A 19,257-nucleotide genomic window follows, 5' to 3' on the forward strand; every position below is an offset into this window, starting at 1 on the left:
CGACGTCCCGTCGTCACCCCTGACGGGCAGCGATCACTTGTAGGCGGTGATCCGGCCCCGCTGGTTGAGCGTGTACAGCGTGCCGTTGACGACGATCGGCGGCAGGGCGTAGCCCTCCTTTTTCTTGCCGTCGATCTGCCCGGTGACGCTGCCGTCGCTCGGATTGGCGAAGACGACATCGCCGAGCGAGTTGGTCAGCACCAGCTTATTGCCTGCGAGCACCGGGCCGAACCAGGTGACCTGCGCGCCCTTGTTCTTTTTGGCGTTGGCGAAACGCTGCAGCTGCGCGATCCAGCGCGCCTTGCCGTTCGACCGCGCGAGGCAGATCAGGCGCGCATCGTCGGTGACGACGAACAGCCACTCGCCCGCGATCCATGGCGTGGAGATGCCGGCGAAATTCTGCTCCCAGAGCCGCTGGCCGGTCGCCAGGTCGAGCGCGACCATGCGGCCCCCCTGGCCCACGGCATAGACGCGACCGTTGTCGATGACCGGGCTGGCGTCGACGTCGGACAGGCTGGAGACAGAGGTGGTGATCGACGTGCGCGACAGGGCATCGCCCCAGAGCACGCGACCGTTCTCGTAGCGATAGGCGTTGAGCTCGCCGCTCGAGAAGCCGGCGACGACGGTACCCTGGCTCGACGCGGGCGCCGCGACGCCAAAGACGCCCTGGCTCTCCAGCGTGCCGGACTGGACCCATTGCACCTTGCCGTCGGCGTCGCTGAGCGCGAAGATCTGGTTGTCCTGGCTGAGCACGTAGACGGACCCGTTGGCGACGGTGGGCGCGCCGCGCAGCGGGCCGCCCGGCTTGCTCCGCCAGACTTCCTTGCCGTCCGCGGCGTTGAGCGCGACGACGTCGCCCAGGCCGTCGGTGGCATAGACCTTGCCCGAATCGTAGCTGACGCCGCCACCGAACCGCGCGGCGCGGTTGACCTTGCCCTCGGTCAGGCTGGTCGACCAAAGCGTCTTGCCCGTGTCGGCGGCCAGGGCGTGGACCGTCGCGGTGACGTCGTCGACGAACAGCTTGCCGTCCGCGACCACGGGCGCCGCGGCGAGCCGCTCGCGATTGGATCCGCCGTTGATCGACGCCTGCCACTGGCGCGTCGGGCTGTCGGCGAGCACCAGCTGGCCCAGCGAGTGGGCGGGATTGCCGCCCGGTTGCGGCCAATCCGCATTAGCGGCCGGCGCCGGTAGCAGCACCTGGATGTCGGCGATCGACCGGTCGGGCTCGATCGCATTTTCCGACGAGAGGATCGGCACGCGTTCGCCGACCGTCGGCGTGCGCTTCGGCCCGCCGCCCTTGAAGACGCCGCAGGCGGACAGCGCCATCAGCGCGGCGAGCGCGACGGACGCCCGATACTTAGGTGTCATTTCGCTTGGGCTTCCTTGCTGGTCGCGGGCTTGACGATGCGGACGTTCGCCGCGGCGGGAACGGCGGATGCATCCGATCCCAATACGCTGGCCATCTGAACCGCGCGTTGACGGAGCGTTTCGGGAACGGTGTCTTCCTTCCCGATCTGGCTGAACAGCGACGCGGCGAGGTCGCGCCGGCCGCTCGAGAGATAAGCCATCGCGACCATTTCGCCCGCACTGCCGAACCAGGGGTTGCCGGCGACGGCGAGCGGACGCAGCCGCTCGATCACGACCTGCGGCTTGAGCGTGTCGAACTCCGCGCTGGTCTGGCGGACCAGCGCGAGGTCGCGAAACGGCTGCGCGACGCGCGTGTCCGCCGCGATCGCGGCGAACTTGGCGGCGGCGCCCTTCAGGTCGTTCTTCTGAAGCAGGATATCCGCCTCGGTGAAACGGGCCAGCGCACTGTAACCGGGGCGGTCCGACTTGGCGAGGTCCGCCAGCACGGGCGCTGCCTTCGCGGGCTGCTGCGCGGCAAGCGAATCGTAGGCGATCTGCAACTGCTCGCCGGCGACGCCCGCCGCCACGGTCTTGCGATGCTGCCAATACAGAAAGCCCGCGAACAGCGCGAGGCCGACGACGATCGCGCCGATGAGCGCGCGACCGTAGCGTTCCCAGAAGGTGAGCAGCTGGTCGCGACGCAGTTCGTCGTCGACCTCACGCAGGAACGCTTCGTTGGTATTCGGGGTCAGGGCCAAGACGGGCTCCGGTCAGGCGGGGAATGGGGAGAGCGCCGACTTGTAGCCGCGCCGGCAACGAAACGAAAGACTAGTGGTCGGCATCGCTGCGCGACGCTTACTCCTTTGGCACGTAGACCTGTTCCGCGCCCGGGAAGGTCCGTGCACGCACCTCGCCGGCATAGGCTTCGGCTGCGGCGGAAATGCGGCCGGCGATATCGTCGTAGCGCTTCACGAATTTCGCCGTGCGCTCGAACATGCCGAGCATGTCCTCGGCGACCAGCACCTGTCCGTCGCAGTGCGCCGACGCACCGATGCCGATCGTCGGGCAGGCGACGGCCTGCGTCAGGGCGATCGCGATCGGCTCCATCACACCCTCGATCACCAGCGCGAAGGCGCCAGCGTCGGCGATGGACTTGCCATCGGCGACGATCTTCGCCGCCTCCGCCGCGCTGCGCCCGCGCGCGCCATAGCCGCCCAGCGCGTTGACCGCCTGCGGTGTCAGCCCGACATGCCCGCATACGGGGATGCCTCGTTCGGTGAGGAAGCGGACGGTCGGGGCCATCGCCTCGCCGCCCTCCAGCTTGACCGCGGCCGCGCCCGTCTCCTTCATCAGCCGCGCCGCGCTGTCGAAGGCATGCGCCGGCGAAGCCTCGTAGCTGCCGAACGGCATGTCGATGACGACGAGCGCATGGTAGCTGCCGCGCACCACCGCCGCGCCGTGCGCCGCCATCATCTCGAGCGTCACCGGCACCGTCGAGGGCAGGCCATAGATAACCTGACCCAGGCTGTCGCCGACGAGCAGCATGTCGCAATGGGGATCGAGCAGCTGCGCGGTGCGCGCCGTATAGGCGGTCAGCATGACCAGCGGCTCGCCACCCTTGCGCCGGAGAATGGCTGGCACGGTCAGCCGCTTCAGCGGCACGGGCGTCGGCGTGGCGCGGCTGGTGGCGGTGTCGAGCGTGTAGGTCGTGGACATGAGCGAGGCTTCTAGGCGCGCCCGCTCACGCGATCCAGCCCCGGGCGCGGGCATGGCGCGCCAGCCAGAGACTCGCAGCGGCGACCCCGGCGATGAATGCCGGGAATGGCATCACCTGCCCCGCCCCGCGGACGGCGACGATGTCGGTGGCGAGGAACAGCCATCCGAACTGGATCAGCACCGCGACCAGCGAAATCGCGAAAAGCGGGATCGAGAGAACCGATCGCAGCAGCAGTGCGAACGCCCCCAGCAGGGCGGTCCCGGTGGCGACGGCGTAGACCGCATTGTACCATACGGGCAGCGACGCATTGAGCGCGCGCTGATACTCCGTCGCCGGCCCCATCGCCTCGGCGCCCAGCCGGAATTGCTGGATGCAGGCAAAGCAGCCGACGAGCCCCCAGGCGATGAGCAGCAGCGTGACGATCCGAAACCACAACGTCACTCGCGGCGTGTTTGTCATCATTTCCCCCTCCCCTTTGCCGTCGAACGTGCGCAATCGGCGACCTCGACGCAAGTGGAGGCGATAAGCCCTCGCCGCCAGCCCCCAAGCTCCCCGCGTCGACGGAAGGCGCTCTGATCCTGGGCCCGGCGTGGGGTTTATCCGAAGAGCGCGGCGTATCGCTCCGGCGTGAACCCGGCGGCGAGCGCATCGCCATGCTCGAGGATGGGGCGCTTGATCATCGAGGGCTGGGCGACCATCAACGCGACCGCCTTGTCCGCATCGATCGCGGTCTTTTCCGCATCCGGCAGCTTGCGGAAGGTCGTGCCCGCGCGGTTCAGCACCGTCTCCCAGCCGAGCCGATCGACCCAGCCGCGAACGCGCGCCTCAGCAACGCCCTTCGCCTTATAATCGTGGAAAGTATAGGCTACCCCATGCGCGTCGAGCCAGGCGCGCGCCTTCTTCATCGTATCGCAGTTCTTGATGCCATAGAGCGTGACCGTCATCGTGCTTCCCCAAGGTCGTGTTGGCGCCGCCCCTATCGCAGCGTAAGCGGCGCGTCAGCCGATCGTCTCCCCGATAAAGCGGAACGCGGCAGGTCGCAGGCGCTGCACGGGCGGCCTCTTGCCGCACGCCCGCGCCGCCGGGGCAAGGCAGGAGTGTAGCGGAGCATCTCTGCTTTAGGCGTCGCAGGCGGTTCGATCGATTGTCCTGAACGACAGTCCGTGGCCGACCGGTAATTGGTGAGGTCGTTATGGATGAACATGACAAGAGGGGCGGCGTCGCCGTCCCCGCGCGACGGATCCCCATTCCCGCGTCGATCAGTCACCAGGCGCGTGCCGCATTGGCGCGCCAGATCGGCGAGGATGGTGTGCCTCATAACGCCCGCCATATGATGCCGCTCCCAAGCGATCACGACGGATGGATGGCGCTCAAGACGATCGCGGAACAGCATTATGCCGCCGCGACCGATGCGCTGGCGGCTACGCTGCGCGACCGCGTCGAGACGATCCGGACGGAAGGCGCAACGATCCATGTCGCCACCCCCGACGAGGCCCTCTACGCCGAGCGGGTATTGCTGGATTTCCACGGCGGCGCCTTTGTGTTCGGTGGCGGTGAAGCCTGCCGTATCCAGACGCGCGGCATGGCGCATCGCCATGGCGTGGTCTGCCATGGCGTCGATTACCGGATGCCGCCCGAATACCCCTTCCCCGCCGCGCTGGACGATGCCGTTTCCGCCTATCGCGATCTGCTCGCCCGCTACGATCCGGCGCACATCGTCGTTTCCGGACGATCCGCGGGCGGCAACCTCGCCGCAGCCCTCATGCTGCGCGCCAAGGTTGAGAGGCTTGCGATGCCGGCTGGGTTGATCCTGCTTTCGCCGGAGGTCGACCTCACCGAATCGGGCGACAGCTTTCAGACCAACCGCCTGATCGATGTCGTGTTGCCGGGATCTCTGATGGCCAGCAACCGGCTGTATGCCGGCGCCGCCGACCTCTCAGATCACTTATTGTCGCCGTTGTTCGGCGATCTTATGGGGTTTCCGCCGACGCTGCTCCAGACCGGCACCCGCGACCTGTTCCTGTCCAATACGGTGCGCCTGCATCGCCGCCTGCGCGATGCGGGCGTGGCGGCCGATCTGCACGTTTTCGAGGCGATGCCGCACGGCGGTTTCACGGGAAGCACGCCGGAGGACAAGGACCTCGACCGGGAGATATCCCGGTTCCTTGCAAGGTGTTGGGGCTGACCATCAGGTACGTGCGGCTGGGGGCATGCGGCGGCAGAGTGGCCGTTGGGCGATTGATCGCCGAGAACCCGGCGCCCATGGCGCGAGTTGATCCCCCCGCCCCCTGCCCCTACGCTTCCCCCGCCCCTAGCATCGGAACGCCATGACCGCCGACCCTGCCGCCTTCGCCTCGATTCACCGCCACGGCATCGCGCGGGTCGCCGCCGCCACGCCGCGCGCCAGCGTCGGCGACGTGGAGGCCAATCTGGCGGCGGCGGTCGCTTTGGCGAAGGATGCGGACGCGCGCGGCGTCGATCTCGTCGTCTTTCCCGAGCTCAATCTCACGTCCTACGCCCTGGACGATCTGCATCTCCAGACCGCGCAGCAGCGGGCCAGCGCCGCCGCGGTCGTCGCCTTCGCCGAGGCCACACGCGATCTCGCGCCGCTGATGCTCGTCGGCGCCGCGCTGGTGCGCGAGGGACGGCTCTACAATTGCGCCGTCGCCGTCGCGCGCGGCGCAATCCTGGGCGTGGTGCCGAAGACGTTTTTGCCGAACTACCGGGAATATTACGAAAAGCGCTGGTTCGCGAGCGGCATGGGCCTGGCGGGCCTTTCGATCCGGCTCGGCGGCGCCGACGTGCCCTTCGGCACCGATCTGCTCTTCGCCGCCGACGACCTGCCCGGCTTCGTCGTCCATGCGGAGATCTGCGAGGACTATTGGGCGCCGACGCCGCCCTCCACGGTCGGCGCGCTCGCCGGTGCCCTGGTCTGCTGCAACCTCTCGGCCTCCAATATCGTCATCGGAAAGGCGCGCGAGCGCGACCTTCTGGCGGCGGCACAATCCGCGCGCCTGTCGTGCGCTTATGTCTACAGCGCCGCCGGGCCAGGGGAGAGCACCACCGATGTCGCCTGGGACGGTCAGGGCCTGATCCACGAACTCGGCGAGCGCATCGCGCAATCCGACCGCTTTGCGCGGGACGGCGGCATCACGGTCGCGGACGTCGACCTGGAACGGCTCGCGCAGGAGCGGCTTCGCAACGGCACGTTCAACGATGCGGCGATCCTCGCGGGGCATCCGGAGACGCGGTTCCGCCGCATCGTCTTCGCCCTTCGTCCCGTGCCCGGCGACATCGGGCTCGAGCGGCGCATCCGCCGCTTCCCCTTCGTCCCCAACGACCCCGCCCGCCGCGACGAGGATTGCTACGAGGCGTTCAACATCCAGGTGGAGGCGCTCGCCAAGCGGCTCGATGCGGCACGCGCGAAGACGCTGGTGATCGGGGTTTCCGGCGGGCTCGATTCGACGCATGCGCTGATCGTCGCGGCCAAGGCGATGGACCGGCTGGGACGGCCGCGAACCGACATCCTCGGCTTCACCCTGCCCGGCTTCGCGACCGGCGACACGACGAAAGGCAATGCCTGGGCGCTGATGCGCGCGCTCGGCACGGGCGCGGAGGAGATCGACATCCGTCCCGCCGCGCAGCGGATGCTGGAGGACATGGGTCATCCCTTCGGTCGCGGCGAGCCGGTCTATGACGTGACGTTCGAGAACGTGCAGGCAGGCCTGCGCACAGACTATCTCTTCCGCCTCGCCAATCAGCGCGGCGGGCTGGTGCTCGGTACGGGCGACCTGAGCGAGCTCGCGCTCGGCTGGTGCACCTATGGCGTCGGCGACCAGATGAGCCATTATGCCGTCAATGCCGGCGTGCCCAAGACGCTGATCCAGTTCCTGATCCGCTGGTGCATCCGCACCGACCAGTATGACGACGCCACCAATCGTATCCTCGACGACATCCTGGCGCAGGAGATTTCGCCGGAACTGATTCCCGCCGACGCCGACACGGGCGCGATGCAGTCGACCGAACAGCTGATCGGTCCCTACGCCCTCAACGACTTCTTCGCGCATTATGTGATCCGCCACGGTCTCGCCCCGTCGAAGATCGCGTTCCTCGCCTGGCACGCCTGGCGCGACGCCTCGGCGGGTGCTTGGCCGGCCGATTACCCGGCCGACGCGCGGACGGCCTATGATCTGCCGACGATCAGGCACTGGCTGGAGCGCTTCATCGTCCGTTTCTTCCAGACCAGCCAATTCAAGCGGTCTGCGCTTCCCAACGGGCCCAAGGTATCGGCGGGCGGCGCCCTCAGTCCGCGCGGCGACTGGCGCGCCCCATCGGACGGCACGGCAGCGGTGTGGCTGGCGGAACTGTGCGCCAACGTCCCCTGACCGGCGCGCAATAGCACAGAGCCACCGCGCCGTTCGGAACGATGCCGGCGGTACGGTTATGCCAGGTGGCTCCATGCAACGGGGGCGGACGTGCGATGCGACGGGATGGGCAACACCCTTGCCCTAGGTGCTTGCGCTGATGAAGCTATGAGCGCAAGGTGACAGTCCGATGACAACCCCGCCGCGGGATGGCTCGCGCGATCGACGGATCGAGGACCCATCCAACCTCTACCTGATCCACCCGGCGGCCCACGCTTTGCTGGGGCGCGCGCTGGCCTGGCGGGTGTCGGCCAACAGCGTGTCGATCGTCGGACTACTCAGCGGCGGCATGGCGGCGGCGGCCTTTTCGCAATGGCACCATCCGGCCGCGGCCATCGTCGGGCTCGTCTTCGCGGTCGTCTGGTTGGTCGCCGATGGGCTGGACGGCATGATCGCGCGCGCCACCAGCACCGCCAGCGCGATCGGGCGCATCCTCGACGGGTTGTGCGATCATGGCGTCTTCACGCTCATCTATCTCTCGCTCGCCTTCTCGATCGGGACCGTCGAGGCCTGGGTGCTCGCCGTTCTTGCCGGCGCCGCGCATGCGGTGCAGTCCAGCCTGTACGAGGGCGAACGCGCGCGTTTCCACCGGCGTGTCCGCGGCCAGCCGCTGGCCTCCGCACCGACGCCGACGGGCCCTTGGTTCGTGCGGCTTTATGATTCCGTCGCGCTGGCGGTTGATCGCGCGGCGATGCCGTTCGAGCGCCGCTACGCCGCTGCATCCGACCGCGAGGCTTTCGCCGCAGCTTATGCGGCGCGTGCGGTGCCGGTGATGCGGCTTGAGGCGCTGCTTACCGCCAACGTCCGCGTGCTCGCGATCGTGCTCGCCTGCCTCGCCGCGCGGCCGTCATTGTTCTGGTGGTTCGAAATCCTGCCGCTCAGCGCGATCTGCGCGATCGGCCTCTACCGACACCGGCGCGTCGAGCGTGGCTTCGTCCACGCCAACGCGCCCGTTCCAACCTTCCTTTCCAGTGAACAGGGCCAATCATGACGTCCATCAACATCGCGATCATCGGAATCGGCAATTGCGCCAGCTCGCTGGTCCAGGGCCTCGAATATTATCGCGAGGGCACCAACGACACGATCGGCCTGATGCATTGGGAGGTCGCCGGCTACAAGCCGAGCGACATCAAGGTCGTCGCGGCCTGGGACGTCGACGCACGCAAGGTCGGCAAGGACGTGGCGGAGGCGATCTTCGCCAAGCCGAACTGCACCGCCGTCTTTGCGCCGAACGTATCCGCGACGGGCACGATCGTGCGGATGGGCGCGGTGCTGGACGGCGTCGCGGACCATATGGGTGATTACAAGGACGAGCGGACCTTCGTCGTCGCCAACGACACCCAGCCCTCGAAGGCGGATGTCGTCGCCGAGCTCAAGCGCTCCGGCGCCGAGGTGCTGATGAACTACCTGCCCGTCGGCAGCCAGGAAGCGACCGAATTCTACGCCGAATGCGCGCTCGAGGCGGGCGTCGCCTTCGTCAACAACATCCCCGTCTTCATCGCATCGAACCCCGAATGGGCGGCGAAGTTCGAGGCGGCGGGCGTGCCGATCATCGGCGACGACATCAAGGCGCAGCTCGGCGCGACGATCGTCCATCGCGTACTGACCGATCTGTTCGCGAAGCGCGGCGTGAAGCTGGACCGGACCTACCAGCTCAACACCGGCGGCAACACCGACTTCCTCAACATGGCCAACCATCGCCGCCTTGCATCCAAGAAGGTGTCGAAGACCGAGGCCGTGCAGTCCGTTGCCGCGGAGCGGCTGGAGGACGATAACGTCCACATCGGCCCGTCGGACTATGTGCCGTGGCAGAACGACAACAAGGTCTGCTTCCTGCGTATGGAGGGGCAGCTGTTCGGCGGCGTGCCGATGAACCTCGAGCTGCGGCTGTCGGTCGAGGATTCGCCGAACAGTGCGGGCGTCGCCATCGACATGATCCGCTGCGCCAAGATCGCGCGTGACCGTGGTCTGAAGGGCGTGATCGATCCGGCCAGCGCCTATTTCTGCAAGCACCCCCGCACGCAGATGACCGACGACATCGCGCACGCCGAGGTCGAGGCGTTCATCAAGGCCGCCTGAGTCGCATGCTGACCACGGGCCTGCTGCTCGCCGCCGGTGCCGGCAGCCGGCTGCGCGGTGTCGCGCCGTACAAGCCGCTGTGTCCCGTCGCGGGTCGGCCGCTGATCGACCATGCGCTCGAAGGCATGGCGGCAGCCGGACTGACCCGCGCGATCGTTTCGCTCGGTTACGGAGCGGACGCGATCGCCGCGCATCTGGTCGCGCGCAGCTGGCCGCTGGCGGTCGCGGTGGTGATGACCGACTGGCACCAGCCCAACGGCGTTTCCGCGCTCGCCGCGCGCGACTGGATCGGCCCGGACGGCGCGGTGATGGCGATGTGCGATCACCTCGTCCAGCCGCGCCACTACCGTCGTCTGGCTAAGGCCGGTCCGGGCAAGGGCCTTACCTTGGGTATCGACCGGCGCCTGGGCCATCCCTGGGTCGACCCGCTCGACGTAACCTGCGTCGCGACCAAGGACGACCGTATCGTCGCCATCGGCAAGGGGCTGGCCCCGCACGATTGCTACGATACCGGCGTCTTCGCGATCGGACCGCGATTCCTCGATGTGCTGGCTGGCCTCGATAGCCCGTCGCTGACCGATGGGGTTCGCGCCCTTGCCGGGAAAGGGCGCGCGCGCGTCGTCGATTGCAGCGACCTTGCATGGATCGACGTCGACGACGCCCCCGCCTTCGCCCATGCCGAGGATTGGCAGGGCAAGCTGGCGGCCTGAACCGCCAGCTCCCCCCTTCACATCTTCATCGCCTTGCGCAGGAAGGCGTCGCTGTCCGCCAGCATCTTCGCGCGAACGGCGGCATCGTCGAGCTGGTGGTCGAGCTTCGGGAAGACGACCAAGGTGCTGTCCTTGCCCGACTTGCGCAGCGCCGCGTTCATCGCCTTGGACTGGTCGACGCCGACATTGATGTCCTGGTCGCCGTGGAACAACAAGACCGGCACCTTGAACCGGTCGGCGTGACGCGCCGGCGATCCCTCTGCGATCGCGGGACCGGAGCCGACCTGCATCGCCACGAGCTTCTCGTTGTCGAAGCCGATGGCCTCGCGCTTGGTCATGGCAAGGTCGGTGACGGGCGCGATCGCGATCGCAGCCTTGAACAGATCGGGATCCACGACGTTCGCCTGCAATGCCGCATAGCCGCCATACGACCAGCCGACGATCGCGAGCTTTGCCGGATCGGCGATTCCTTCCTTGACCAGCCAACGACCGGCATCGGTGACGTCGCCGATCGCGGTCTTCCACCACCGGAAGCCATTGTTGGCGAAAAAGGCGTCGCCATAGCCGCTCGATCCGCGGAAGTTGGGCTGCAGCACCGCATAGCCGGCTTGCGCGAAATACTGGACGAGCCAGTCGAAACCCCATTCGTCGCGATAGCTCGGTCCGCCGTGCGGCATGACGATCGTCGGAAGGCCCTTGTTCTTGCCGCCAGGCGGCAGCGTCAGATAGGCGGGGATCTTCGTGCCGTCGGCGGCGGTATAGGAAACCGGCTTCATCTCGGTCAGTGGCAGCCCCTCCAGCTCGGGTCGCGCCAGCGCCAGCGTGTCGAGATGCTTGTTCGCCTTGGTGTACAGATAATAGACGCCCGGATCGACGTCGCTGCCGGCGAAGACGAGCAGCTGGCTTTCGTCGGCGTTGGCGGACATGAAACGGATCAACGGCGTCTTCGGCAAAGCCTTGGCCAGCGAAGCGGCCAGCTTGCGGTAGTCAGGATCGAAATAGTCGACCTGACGACGATCGGTGACGTAGGTCGCGCCAATGATGCGCCCGCGGCGGCCGATCGGCACCACCGCGGCGACATCGACCTCCGGATTACTGGATACCAGCTCCTCCTTCATCGTGCCGTCGAGCGCGACGCGATACAGCGCCTTGCGGCCGTTCAGCGAGCGCACCGCATAAGCGACGTTACTGGTGCCGTCGACAGCGACGGGTTCGAGGACATTGTTGTCCGGCGTGGACTGACTGAACGTACGCCATGACCGGCTGCCGGCGAGGCGATATTGGTAGATGGTCTGCCCCGTCATCACGCCATCGCTGCCGCGCGTCGCGCTGACGCGGATGCGGACATTGCCCAGACCGTCCGCGATATAGTCGGTCGCGTTCGACGACGGCGTCTCGATGGTGGACGCGCGGCCGGTGCGGGTATCGACCATCTCGACACCCAGGCCATCACCCTTGCTGGCGATGATGGTGCCGGTGCTCCCCTCGGGAACGAAGTCGTGCGTCATCAGCACCGAGCCGTCGCCGCCGCGCCAGTCGATGACGTCGCCGTCGAACTGGCTGGCGCGCAGCGCATCCGATCCTGCGCGCCGGCCGAGGTAGCGGACATTGCCGCCGTCCATGTCGAAACCGATCGTCCGCGTGTACGCTACCTTGAGACCGTTAAGCTCGCTGATCCCGCGATAGCGGCAGACGAGCCGCTGGGCGGACGACCAGCCGCAGCTGGTGAGCTGTAGCGGACCGCCGGATCCGCCGCCGATCTGGCGGCTCTGCCCGGTCGCCGTGTCCGTGATGACGATCGTATTGCGCCCGGCCCCGGCGCCGACCACCGCAAGGTGGCCGCCATCGGGCGCAAGACTGATGTCACGCACCGATTCCCGCGCGCCGAAGCGTTCTGCCAGCGATCCACCCTCATCCTTTGACGCCGCTGTCTGCGCGGATGCAGGCCCCGTTCCGGCCACGGCGATCGCTAGCGCGCAGACGCTCCCCTTCCATTTCATCTGTTGTCCCCCCGGGGCGCGGTAAATCGCGCCTTCCGGATCATACCCGGGGCCAGCCGGCTCGCAAGATGGCCTCGCAAGACCGCGTGGCAGCGGCCCATGCGCGCACGCGCGCCGCGCCCCTTGCCTCCCACCCCCCTTTCCGCTATGCGCCCGCGCTTCCAACCAATGGCTGGAAAAACCAAGCGGCAGGGCGCCGGGGCAACCCATCGCCCGTCACGACCGCTCGACTTGAAATGGGCCGGTTCGCCGGCCCGGAATAGAGAGTGACATGGCAAAGAAGATTACCGGCTACATCAAGCTGCAGGTGCCTGCGGGCTCCGCCAACCCCTCGCCGCCGATCGGCCCGGCGCTGGGTCAGCGCGGCGTGAACATCATGGAATTCTGCAAGGCGTTCAACGCGCAGACGGGCGACGTCGAAAAGGGCACGCCGCTGCCCACCGTCATCACCGTCTATGCGGATCGCTCGTTCTCGTTCGAGACCAAGACCGCGCCGGCGACCTATCTCATCAAGAAGGCCGCGAACCTGAAGTCGGGCTCGAAGGAGCCGGGCAAGGTGTCGGCGGGCAAGATCGCGCGCTCGAAGCTTTCCGAGATCGCGCAGGTCAAGATGAAGGACCTGAACGCCAACGACATCGAGGCTGCGACCAAGATCATCGAAGGCTCCGCCCGCGCAATGGGCCTCGAAGTGGTGGAGGGCTAAGATCATGGCAAAGCTGACCAAGAAGCAGAAGGCCGTCACCATCGACCGCGAGAAGCTGCACGGCGTCGACGAGGCGATCGCGCTGGCGAAGTCGGGTGCGACGTCGAAGTTCGACGAGACGATCGAGGTTGCGCTGAACCTCGGTGTCGATCCGCGCCACGCCGACCAGATGGTCCGCGGCGTCGTCACGTTGCCCGCCGGCACCGGCAAGACCGTCCGCGTCGGCGTCTTCGCCCGCGGTCCCAAGGCTGACGAAGCGCGCGCCGCCGGCGCCGACGTCGTCGGTGCGGAAGATCTGATGGAGACCATCCAGGGCGGCACGATCGATTTCGATCGCTGCATCGCGACCCCGGACATGATGGGCGTCGTCGGCCGTCTCGGCAAGGTGTTGGGCCCCAAGGGCCTGATGCCGAACCCGAAGCTCGGCACCGTGACGATGAACGTCGCCGAGGCGGTCAAGGCCGCCAAGGGCGGCCAGGTCGAATATCGCGTCGAGAAGGCCGGCATCATCCACTCGGGCATCGGCAAGGCGTCGTTCAGCCAGGAAGACCTGCGCCGCAACTTCGACGCGCTGGTCGACGCGGTCGTCAAGGCGAAGCCGTCGGGCGCCAAGGGCAAGTATGTCCGCAAGGTCGCCGTCAGCTCGACCATGGGCGCCGGCATCAAGGTCGACACCGCGGAAGTCGCGGGCGCCTGAGCCCGTCGCAGCTGCGATGACGACCATTAAAGGGGGCCGGGAGAAATCCCGGCCCCCTTTTTTGCGTCTGAAGCCCGATCCGCTTGCGTGGACGTGGTGCTGCGATCCAGCCTTGCCGGATCGCATACGAGCGGCACGAGCTGGCGGGCGCTCGCATCGCGCAGGGCCCCACATCTCGGTCGGTCTGGCCTGGTCGGTTCAGTCCGGAAAGTCCGCCGCCAGCGCCTGGTCGCGGCGCGCCTCCATCTCTGCCAGCCGTTCGCGCAGCTTGTCGGTCACCGCATCGATGCCGAATTTGCCCAGAACGAGGTGTCGCGGCGGGTTGGGCTCCATCGTCGCGGCGATGATCGCCTCGCCCGCACGGACCGGGTCGCCTGCCTGGCTACCGCTATATCCCTTGGTCGCCTCCATGCGCTTGCCGGCGGTTTCGGCATAGTCGACGATACGATTGGGCGTCTGCTGCAGCGATCGTCCCGCCCAATCGGTACGAAAGGGCCCCGGCTCGACGCAGGTGACGGCGATGCCCAGCGGGCCGACCTCCGCGGCAAGGCTGTCGGACCAGCCCTCGACCGCGTGCTTGCTCGCCGCATAATAGCCCGACCCGGGGAAGCCGACGAGACCGGCGACGGAGGTGAAGTTGACGATATGGCCGCTGCGCCGAGTGCGCATGCCGGGCAACACCGCACGCGTCAGCGCAAACAGGCCGAAGACGTTGGTGTCGAACTGCGCGCGGATCGCATGGTCCTCGCCCTCCTCGACGCTGGACTGATACCCATAGCCGGCATTGTTGACGAGGACGTCGATGCGGCCGAACCGTGCCTCCGCAGCCTCGACGGCCGCCGCGATCTCGTCTCCGCGCGTGACGTCCAGCGCCAAGGCGAGTGCGCGGTCGGCCGCCCCTTCGGCCAGATCGGCAACGCGGTCGGCATCGCGCGCCGTGACCACAGCGCGCCAGCCGCGATCCAGGACCAGTCGCGCGAGATCGCGACCGAAGCCGGTCGAACAGCCGGTGATGAACCATGTCGGAGTTTCGGGAAGCGTCATGACGGAACCTTCTTGGCAGGGAAGCCCGCCAATGCCCCGGCCACGGCTGCGGTTCCGGTCAGGAGGACGGGTTCTCGCCGCCGAGTTGCGCGCTGACCGCCGCGAAGGGGCGTGACAGCACCTGCCCGACCCGTTCCGCGATGCAAAGGCCCGCCACCGCAACCACGCCGAGCAGGATCGCGAACTGGAAGGTCGCTGAGAAACGACGGCTGCGCGCCTCGCGATCGACGATGGACGCCGCGGTGATCTTGCGGCTGTCGGCACGGCGTTCCGCACCATCCGCGACGGCGGTGCCGGGCTTGAACGCCGGCGGCTTGGCCTCCACGATCGCATCGATGTCGATCCGGTCCTGCGTCCGAATCCCGAAATACTGATCCTTTTCCCACACCACGCGGCCGACGATCACGTGATGGATGCGCCGCAATTCGATCACGGTGCCGGGCCGGCATTCGACCTTCGACGTCGCGAGAAGACCGCGCGACGACATGTTGTGGATCAAGACGTCGTGCCATTCGACGCCCGAGCGCATGCGCGCACGAACCAGGACCTTTCGCCTCGGCTCTCGCTGTCTCATGTCGCCCGCCCCGTCAGTGTGTCAGTGGTGGACCTATAAAGGTCACTCCTTAACAATCACTTAGAGCGGCAGTCATTTTGGTCCGCGCTCCGCCATGTCGAAATACCTGATATTGCGTGATATGATCTCGTAAGCCGACTTCCGGAATGGCCGTCCGGTTGTTCCCCAGCGTTGCCCGGCGGTGGGCCAGAAGGCACCGCACTCGTCGGTGGTTGACTTGGGCTGCCGTTCCGCTATGGGCGCACTCGTGTTGGCGGGCTTGCCCGACAACCGCCGTCCGAGACAGCAGGCGCCCTGGAATTGCCACGGCTTAATCTCCTGCCGAGACGGGGACAGGAATTTCACAAGCCGCACGGCCAGCGTCGACCACGCTGCGCGTCCGGCCTGCCGCCCCTTTGCGGGTGCCTTCCCCATCGCTGGACAAACCCGATGCGGCGCATGTCGCGTCGGTCTGTAACCGGGCCTGCCGTTCGCGGCAGGTTCAGAACGTGGAGAATGGCATGGATCGTGCTCAAAAGGCCGCGGCCGTTGCCGAGCTGAACCGCACCTTTTCGGAGGTCGGCGTCGTGGTGGTTACCCGTAACAACGGGATGACCGTCGCGCAGTCGACGACCCTCCGGAACCGGATGCGCGACGCCGGCGCGACCTACAAGGTCTCGAAGAACAAGCTTGCCAAGATCGCGCTCGACGGCACCGACTATGGCTCGATCGGCGACATGCTGACCGGCCCGGTTGGTCTCGCCACTTCCGTCGACCCCGTTGCCGCCGCGAAGATCGCGGTGGAATTCGCGAAGACGAACGACAAGTTCGAAATCGTGGGCGGTGCGATGGGCGCGACCCCTCTCGACGTCGCCGGCGTGCAAGCGCTCGCCACCCTGCCCTCGCTGGATGAACTCCGGGCGAAGATCGTGGGCCTCATCGTCGCTCCGGCGACGAAGCTCGCGACGATCACCCAGGCTCCCGCGGCGCAGATCGCGCGCGTGCTGTCGGCTTATGCCGAGAAGGAAAACGCCTGATTCTTCAGGCGCTTGGAACGTGATTGTTTGACTTAACCGGAGCAGTTTCTGGCTCCGATCTGACACGCAAAAGGAAGTACACATGGCAGACCTGAACGCGCTGGTTGACCAGCTGAGCGAGCTGACCGTCCTCGAGGCCGCCGAGCTCTCGAAGATGCTCGAAGAGAAGTGGGGCGTTTCGGCCGCTGCGGCGGTTGCGGCGGCTCCGGCTGCTGGCGGCGGCGCTGCTGCCCCGGCCGCTGAAGAGAAGACCGAGTTCGACGTGATCCTCACCGGCGACGGTGGCAAGAAGATCAACGTCATCAAGGAAGTCCGCGCGATCACCGGCCTGGGCCTGACCGAAGCGAAGTCGCTCGTCGAGGGCGCGCCGAAGCCGGTCAAGGAAGGCGTCAACAAGGACGAGGCCGAGAAGATCAAGAAGCAGCTCGAGGAAGCCGGCGCGACCGTCGAGCTCAAGTAAGCTGCGCGACGGGGCAAGCGCTGGCCACGCCAGCCTTGCGCCGTCCGAAGCCGGCCGGCGATGCACCCGCGTCGTCTGCCGAAGGACAAGGGCGGCACCCTACGGGGTTGCCGCCCTTTTCTTTGCGCACAGCCCGGCAGACACGGCCGCGGGGGCCTGATCTATCTGCGCACATGCGCTTGCTGCCGATCACCCTGCTCTTGCTCGTCGCCACCGCCCTGCCAGCGGCGGCGCAGTTACAGCGCTACCTTTACCCGTCACCGACGGCGCCGCTGACCACGGACGGATTGCCGCCGGGAACGGAGCGGTTCACGGTCACCACATCCGACGGCCTGATGCTCACCGGCCTGCGCCATGCCGCGCAGTTGGGCGTCCGACAATACTCGTCTTTCACGGCGCTGCGTCGAGCGCGGCCACCAGCATCGCATGGTTCGCACCGCTCGTGCGGCAGGGCTTCGAGGTATTATCGGCCGAATATCGCGGCTATTCGGGCAATTCCGGCTAACCGAACGAACCCGGCCTCGCCCGCGACGGCGACGCCATTTATGCTGCGGCACGCACCGATGCGGGGCATCGCCGCCTCCTAGTGCTGGGGCACAGCCTCGGCAGCGGGGTCGCGCTCGGTCTCGCACGGCGGCAGAGCCTCGACGCGGTCATTACCATCGGCGCCTTCACGGACATACAGCGGCTCGCCCCCCGTATCGTGCGCGCCTTCATCGCAGACCGTTACGACAACCTGGGAGCCGTAAAAGCGCTCGACGAACCCATCTTCCTCATCCACGGATTGGACGACGACATCGTACCGGCCTTCCATGGCAGGGACTTGGGAAAAGCGGCGATCGACGCCGGCGCATCCGGTGTCGCCGTCTCCGTGTCGGGCGCGGGGCACAGGCCGACGCCGGACCGCATGGCGGCGTTCATTCCGGCGATCCTGGCCTATTGCGATGGCCAGCGTCCGGCATCGCTTCCGGACGTGCGCACCCTTTCCTTCGGCCGCTTTGCGGCACCGCGCTAGTTCCCGTCACGGTGAACGAGCCTGACGGGCATTGCAGCCCGGCCTATTGCTCGACGACGGGCCCATAGGACCGAACCGCCAGACCGTCGTACATGCGCGGCGGCACGTCGAGCCAAAACGGCATCAATCTGTCGCTATCGGCGCGCTCGACGCCCACGGCAAAGGCGCGCCCCGTCTGCCCGGACGCATCACCGCCACCATGAAGAGCGTTGATCGCCACTACCGGCACGAACATGGCCCGTCCGTTCGCAGGGATGCCACGAATCGCCTCGCGTCCATGCGCGACAACGATACGGACGCGGCGCTCCTCACCCGGCGCCAAGGCAAACGGGGGGGTCGCCGGCCGCACGATGGATTGCGCGAAAAAGGCGGCGACCTCGCTCTCGCGGCCAGAGCCGGCCTCCAGCAACACCGCCCCGATCCGGATGGCGGATGCCGCGACCTCGCCTTCGTTGCGCACGATCAGTTCGCCCTCGACCGTAGCTGTGATCAGGTTGAAACCGGCGCGCTTGGGTTCCAGGCGCAACGCCAGGCGCGAGCGCGGTGTCGCTACGGTCGTGGGATCTCCTCCCCGATCCAACATCAGCGGCGGCGCCGGAACGGCCGGCGAGACGGACGCAGGACGCGGGGAGGCCGCCGGTCGCGGCGGCGGCGGAGTCGGCTCCGTGCCCGCGTTGGATTCGACGCCGGTCTCTGCTGACGGGATGGTCGACGCCGTGTCCGCACGTCGGCGGCGCATTATGAAGATGCCGCCGCCAACCGCGGCGATGGCGACGAAGCCGGCAAGCCAAAGCGACAGCCCCCCTACCTCCCCGGAGGAGGATCGCTCGGATGCTGAGGGCGGCACGGCTTCGGGCGCGGTTGTCGCCGCGCCGGTCGGCACGGGCGACGGCTCGTCGATCGGCGCCGTCGGCTGGCGCGCTACGGAGGTGGAAGCGGCGCCCGTCCCGGGCAACAGCGTTGCCGCCGCCGTCGGTGTAGGCAACGGCGAAGGCAAACCACCCGGCGTGCCCCTCGCCTCCGGCGTGGCGGTCGGTTGCGGGGTCGGCGCGGGTCGCTGGGTCCGGACCGCCGAAGGCGACGGCGCGGGCGCCGGGGTCGCGGCCGGGCTCGGAGTCGCAGTCGGCGCGGGTGTCGGCGATCCCTGCGGATCGGGCAACGAGAACCGGTAGTTGTTGAGCCCCGGGATGGCCTGAGGCTGTACCGTGCTTGCGGGGACAGGCGTCTGCGTCTGGTCCTGGGCCAGCGCTGGCATGGCCGTCGCCGCCAGCGCGAAGGCGATCGCGCCGACGCGACCGCGCCGCGGAATTGTCATGAACGTCGTTCTCACCATGGGGTAGTGGCGGCGTCTGGATGAACTCCGGACGACCGCCACGTGTGCTGCGACGAAACGCCCCGGCGCAACGCCCAAAGCGTTGAAGGGGTAGAGCGCCTTCACCGGCACCAGTCGTCATGTGCGACCGTAGCTTGC

21 protein-coding genes are annotated in these 19,257 nt (G+C 67.5%); 12 read left to right on the plus strand and 9 right to left on the minus strand.

Annotation, left to right across the window (positions count from 1 at the left end; all coding sequences use genetic code 11):
• Positions 1-33 precede the first annotated feature (33 nt).
• The 5 genes from IQ292_RS16640 to IQ292_RS16660 form a co-directional block, all read right to left on the minus strand.
• Positions 34-1,368, minus strand: coding sequence for an outer membrane protein assembly factor BamB family protein (locus tag IQ292_RS16640; RefSeq protein ID WP_203311453.1), 1,335 nt, complete (start codon positions 1,366-1,368; stop codon positions 34-36).
• Entirely contained in the window at positions 1,365-2,105 is a 741-nt protein-coding gene (locus tag IQ292_RS16645; RefSeq protein WP_203311454.1) for a tetratricopeptide repeat protein, read from the minus strand. Before IQ292_RS16645 ends, IQ292_RS16640 begins: the two co-directional genes overlap by 4 nt.
• 97 nt (positions 2,106-2,202) lie before the next feature.
• Positions 2,203-3,063: a 3-methyl-2-oxobutanoate hydroxymethyltransferase gene (panB, locus tag IQ292_RS16650; protein ID WP_203311455.1), complete on the minus strand. Its 861-nt coding sequence runs from the start codon at positions 3,061-3,063 to the stop codon at positions 2,203-2,205.
• Between the two features lie 25 nt (positions 3,064-3,088).
• A complete protein-coding gene (locus IQ292_RS16655) occupies positions 3,089-3,523 on the minus strand; it encodes a hypothetical protein (RefSeq protein WP_238941196.1) in 435 nt (144 codons plus the stop codon).
• Positions 3,524-3,660: 137 nt separating this feature from the next.
• Positions 3,661-4,008, minus strand: a complete 348-nt coding sequence (locus tag IQ292_RS16660; protein WP_203311456.1) for an ArsC family reductase — start codon at positions 4,006-4,008, stop codon at positions 3,661-3,663.
• A gap of 248 nt (positions 4,009-4,256) precedes the next feature.
• Here IQ292_RS16660 and IQ292_RS16665 point away from each other — a divergent pair, with 248 nt between their 5' ends.
• The 5 genes from IQ292_RS16665 to IQ292_RS16685 all read left to right on the plus strand — a co-directional run bounded on the left by IQ292_RS16665 (position 4,257) and on the right by IQ292_RS16685 (position 10,277).
• Positions 4,257-5,249 carry an alpha/beta hydrolase gene (locus tag IQ292_RS16665; protein ID WP_203311457.1) on the plus strand — a complete coding sequence of 331 codons (993 nt, stop codon included), beginning with the start codon at positions 4,257-4,259 and terminating at the stop codon, positions 5,247-5,249.
• Positions 5,250-5,391: 142 nt separating this feature from the next.
• Positions 5,392-7,449 carry an NAD(+) synthase gene (locus IQ292_RS16670; protein ID WP_203311458.1) on the plus strand — a complete coding sequence of 686 codons (2,058 nt, stop codon included), beginning with the start codon at positions 5,392-5,394 and terminating at the stop codon, positions 7,447-7,449.
• Between the two features lie 169 nt (positions 7,450-7,618).
• Complete coding sequence (locus tag IQ292_RS16675) at positions 7,619-8,479, plus strand: CDP-alcohol phosphatidyltransferase family protein (RefSeq protein WP_203311459.1); 861 nt, start codon at positions 7,619-7,621, stop codon at positions 8,477-8,479.
• Entirely contained in the window at positions 8,476-9,567 is a 1,092-nt protein-coding gene (locus IQ292_RS16680) for an inositol-3-phosphate synthase (protein WP_203311460.1), read from the plus strand. The genes IQ292_RS16675 and IQ292_RS16680 overlap by 4 nt, the downstream gene beginning before the upstream one ends.
• A 5-nt stretch (positions 9,568-9,572) precedes the next feature.
• Positions 9,573-10,277, plus strand: a complete 705-nt coding sequence (locus IQ292_RS16685) for a phosphocholine cytidylyltransferase family protein (protein WP_203311461.1) — start codon at positions 9,573-9,575, stop codon at positions 10,275-10,277.
• Positions 10,278-10,294: 17 nt separating this feature from the next.
• Here IQ292_RS16685 and IQ292_RS16690 read toward each other — a convergent pair whose 3' ends face one another.
• Positions 10,295-12,148, minus strand: a complete 1,854-nt coding sequence (locus IQ292_RS16690; RefSeq protein ID WP_338057650.1) for an alpha/beta hydrolase family protein — start codon at positions 12,146-12,148, stop codon at positions 10,295-10,297.
• A 400-nt stretch (positions 12,149-12,548) separates the two neighbouring features.
• Between IQ292_RS16690 and rplK the strand changes: the two genes are divergently transcribed.
• Together rplK and rplA are read left to right on the plus strand one after the other, a co-directional pair.
• Positions 12,549-12,980, plus strand: a complete 432-nt coding sequence (rplK, locus tag IQ292_RS16695) for a 50S ribosomal protein L11 (RefSeq protein WP_203311463.1) — start codon at positions 12,549-12,551, stop codon at positions 12,978-12,980.
• Between the two features lie 4 nt (positions 12,981-12,984).
• Entirely contained in the window at positions 12,985-13,677 is a 693-nt protein-coding gene (gene rplA, locus IQ292_RS16700) for a 50S ribosomal protein L1 (RefSeq protein ID WP_203311464.1), read from the plus strand.
• Positions 13,678-13,875: 198 nt separating this feature from the next.
• Here the strand turns inward: rplA and IQ292_RS16705 are convergent, their stop codons facing one another.
• Positions 13,876-14,721, minus strand: coding sequence for an oxidoreductase (locus tag IQ292_RS16705; protein ID WP_203311465.1), 846 nt, complete (start codon positions 14,719-14,721; stop codon positions 13,876-13,878).
• Between the two features lie 58 nt (positions 14,722-14,779).
• Positions 14,780-15,295: a PilZ domain-containing protein gene (locus IQ292_RS16710; RefSeq protein ID WP_203311466.1), complete on the minus strand. Its 516-nt coding sequence runs from the start codon at positions 15,293-15,295 to the stop codon at positions 14,780-14,782.
• A 500-nt stretch (positions 15,296-15,795) separates the two neighbouring features.
• On the opposite strand from IQ292_RS16710, the gene rplJ reads away from it, so the two are divergent.
• The 4 genes from rplJ to IQ292_RS16730 all read left to right on the plus strand — a co-directional run bounded on the left by rplJ (position 15,796) and on the right by IQ292_RS16730 (position 17,786).
• On the plus strand, positions 15,796-16,311 hold the full coding sequence (rplJ, locus tag IQ292_RS16715; RefSeq protein ID WP_198353274.1) for a 50S ribosomal protein L10: 516 nt from the start codon (positions 15,796-15,798) through the stop codon (positions 16,309-16,311).
• 82 nt (positions 16,312-16,393) lie between these two features.
• A complete protein-coding gene (gene rplL, locus IQ292_RS16720) occupies positions 16,394-16,771 on the plus strand; it encodes a 50S ribosomal protein L7/L12 (RefSeq protein WP_115379637.1) in 378 nt (125 codons plus the stop codon).
• 173 nt (positions 16,772-16,944) lie between these two features.
• Positions 16,945-17,358, plus strand: coding sequence for a hypothetical protein (locus IQ292_RS16725; protein WP_203311467.1), 414 nt, complete (start codon positions 16,945-16,947; stop codon positions 17,356-17,358).
• 116 nt (positions 17,359-17,474) lie between these two features.
• A complete protein-coding gene (locus tag IQ292_RS16730) occupies positions 17,475-17,786 on the plus strand; it encodes an alpha/beta hydrolase family protein (RefSeq protein WP_203311468.1) in 312 nt (103 codons plus the stop codon).
• 43 nt (positions 17,787-17,829) lie between these two features.
• On the opposite strand, the gene IQ292_RS16735 is transcribed toward IQ292_RS16730, so the two are convergent.
• A complete protein-coding gene (locus tag IQ292_RS16735; protein WP_203311469.1) occupies positions 17,830-18,312 on the minus strand; it encodes a hypothetical protein in 483 nt (160 codons plus the stop codon).
• A gap of 220 nt (positions 18,313-18,532) precedes the next feature.
• Here IQ292_RS16735 and IQ292_RS16740 point away from each other — a divergent pair, with 220 nt between their 5' ends.
• Positions 18,533-18,958, plus strand: a complete 426-nt coding sequence (locus IQ292_RS16740; RefSeq protein ID WP_203311470.1) for a hypothetical protein — start codon at positions 18,533-18,535, stop codon at positions 18,956-18,958.
• The last annotated feature ends 299 nt before the right edge of the window (positions 18,959-19,257 follow it).

Origin of the sequence: Sphingomonas beigongshangi (assembly GCF_016820445.1) — a bacterium.
In the GTDB taxonomy this organism is placed as follows: domain Bacteria; phylum Pseudomonadota; class Alphaproteobacteria; order Sphingomonadales; family Sphingomonadaceae; genus Sphingomonas; species Sphingomonas beigongshangi.